The organism is Agarivorans sp. (assembly GCF_050295395.1).
Classification (GTDB): Bacteria; Pseudomonadota; Gammaproteobacteria; order Enterobacterales; family Celerinatantimonadaceae; genus Agarivorans.
The window spans coordinates 1-2,187 of the sequence record NZ_JBNKPP010000140.1 but is presented as its reverse complement, the minus strand read 5'-3'; the positions used below and the strand labels follow the sequence as shown (position 1 = coordinate 2,187).

2 protein-coding genes are annotated in these 2,187 nt (G+C 40.6%); both read left to right on the top strand.

The window, feature by feature from the left end; translation table 11 throughout:
- Nucleotides 1–650: MlaA family lipoprotein (locus ACQY6Q_RS08370; RefSeq protein WP_427980129.1), on the top strand; the 650-nt coding region annotated here is incomplete at its 5' end.
- 219 nt (nucleotides 651–869) lie between these two features.
- The gene (locus tag ACQY6Q_RS08365; protein WP_427980127.1) at nucleotides 870–1,871 is read left to right on the top strand and encodes a response regulator; all 1,002 of its coding nucleotides are present in this window, start codon (nucleotides 870–872) and stop codon (nucleotides 1,869–1,871) included.
- The last annotated feature ends 316 nt before the right edge of the window (nucleotides 1,872–2,187 follow it).

Sequence of the window (2,187 nt, the reverse complement as noted above, 5' to 3'; positions counted from 1 at the left end):
GTTTTAACCGTCGAATGTGGAACTTTAATTATCATTATTTAGACAAACCTATTTATCGTCCTGCTACGCACGGATACGCCAAGTACGTGCCTTTTGGGCTTCGCGAAGCCCTAAATAATGTGATTCGTAACCTAGAAGAACCCGCCAGTTTTGCCAACCACCTATTGCAAGGTAAGGTAGAGCGCGCATCCAACAATTTATTACGTTTCTTGTTTAACTCTAGTTTTGGCCTGTTTGGTATTTTTGATTTAATGGGTAAATCTGGTGTTCAACGTGACATTGAAGAGTTTGGTGATGTGCTAGGTTTTTATGGGGTGCCAGAGGGTCCCTATATTATGTTGCCAGTGCTTGGCCCGAGTACGATTCGCAAAGAAGTGGGGGACTGGGTTGATGCCTTCGCTTCTCCACTAAACAATCTTAGTTTTGCTGAACAGACACTAAAATGGGGCTTAGATGGCCTTTATAAGCGTTCCTCGGTTATTGAACAAGAACCCCTGTTGGATAACTCCTTAGATAGCTACACTTTCATTAAAGAAGCCTACATGCAATACCGTTTATACCGCTTCTATAACGGTAAGCCTCCGACTCAATCACAAGACGATATCGATTCGGCATTAGAAGATTATTTGGACGAAATTGAAGCATATTAACTAAGCTGAGCTATGCTTTTGGATAGGCTATGCAGTTATTGAAGCATAGCCTTGTTAATTTCACCTTTCTGATTATCTTGTTGTTGCTATTTTGTTCACCTTTTAGTGTGTTCAATTTTATTTGTTAAACTGGCGTTCCGCTGGTTTTACTTATATATTCAAGAGATTGGACCATTAGACATTAATTAATTCATTAATAAGTAAAGGATTTTGCCGGAAATGCAGCAGCGGGACGACCATTTATTACATGGAGTTTCCATATTAGTAGTAGAAGACGAAGTGGTTTTTCGTCAGCAATTGCTTGCATTTTTAACTCAACAAGGCGCTATGGTTGGGGCCGTGGGTGATGGTAAAGCTGCCTTAGAGGCAATAAGCCAGCAACATTACGACATCATTCTCATGGACTTAATCATGCCTAAAATGGGCGGTGTGGAATTACTGGAAAATCTCGCTCATTTTTCCGGCACTGTGGTAGTAATTTCCGGTAAAAGCACTATGGCTGATCTGCGGCAAGTAATGGCCCTTGGGGCCAGTGACTTTTTGGTTAAACCCATCACTGATTTTAACGAAATTACCAATACCATTTTAACTAATCTCTCGATGGTAGAAGAGCACAGCTTGCAAATGGAGTTTAGTGAATTTTCCGAACATAAAGCCCATTTTAAAGCCAATGATGTGCAAGCCAGCCTAGTGCTACACGAAATTATGCCCGAGGCTACCCAAGAGTTAATGGGTTATTTCTGCCACTACCGCCTAAAAGGGCATACTTTGTTTCCTATTCTTAAACAAATCGATGATAACCATGTAGCGTTTCTCGTGGTTGATATTTGTTTGATGGGCGATGAAGGGGTGATTGCAGCAGTGATTATTAACGGCTTTTTTCAAGATATGTGGAACCGCTTATCACTGAACGACTCCTCTTCTTTACAGCCAAGCCAAGCCTTGAGCACTTTAAATAAAATTATGCATGCCGCTGATCTTCGTGCCCCTGTGGGCTGCTTATACGGAGTGATTAAGGATGATTGTGTTACTTTTGCTAACGCCGGCCTGTTAGATGTTCCCACTCCTTTCAACCAAGCTCAACCTGGTTTGGCTTTAGGCTTAAATGCCTCGGCCCACTATTTAGAATGTTTAGTAAGACTGTCTGAAATAGGCTTTAGCTTGCGCTTTAAGAATCTGGTAGATGACTGCATTAGCTTGAAACTGTTTCCGGTAGCATAACCAGCGACTCAGAACCGTGGTTTTAACTCTTTCTAGTATCCTCAGCTTGTGCTTATTTGATTCATTACTTCATTTCAGTCGCGCAGTTCTGTGTTGCTAGCTTAGAATTTGAAGTTATTAAAAGTAGCATAATGTTATAGCGTTATTACTAGTCGAGATTAGTTTAATCAGTTAGTCTGACATTGTTTTATATTCTATTACGATATAACGAACTAAGAGCTGAAGACTAAATGGAAAATTATAATTTAACTCATCTTAAAGCATTAGAAGCCGAGAGTATTCATATCATTCGCGAAGTCGCGGCGGAATTTGAGAA

Bases quoted from the DNA above. Each gene is read 5' to 3' on its own strand.
- ACQY6Q_RS08365 (WP_427980127.1), top strand. From the start codon at position 870: ATGCAGCAGCGGGACGACCATTTATTACATGGAGTTTCCATATTAGTA.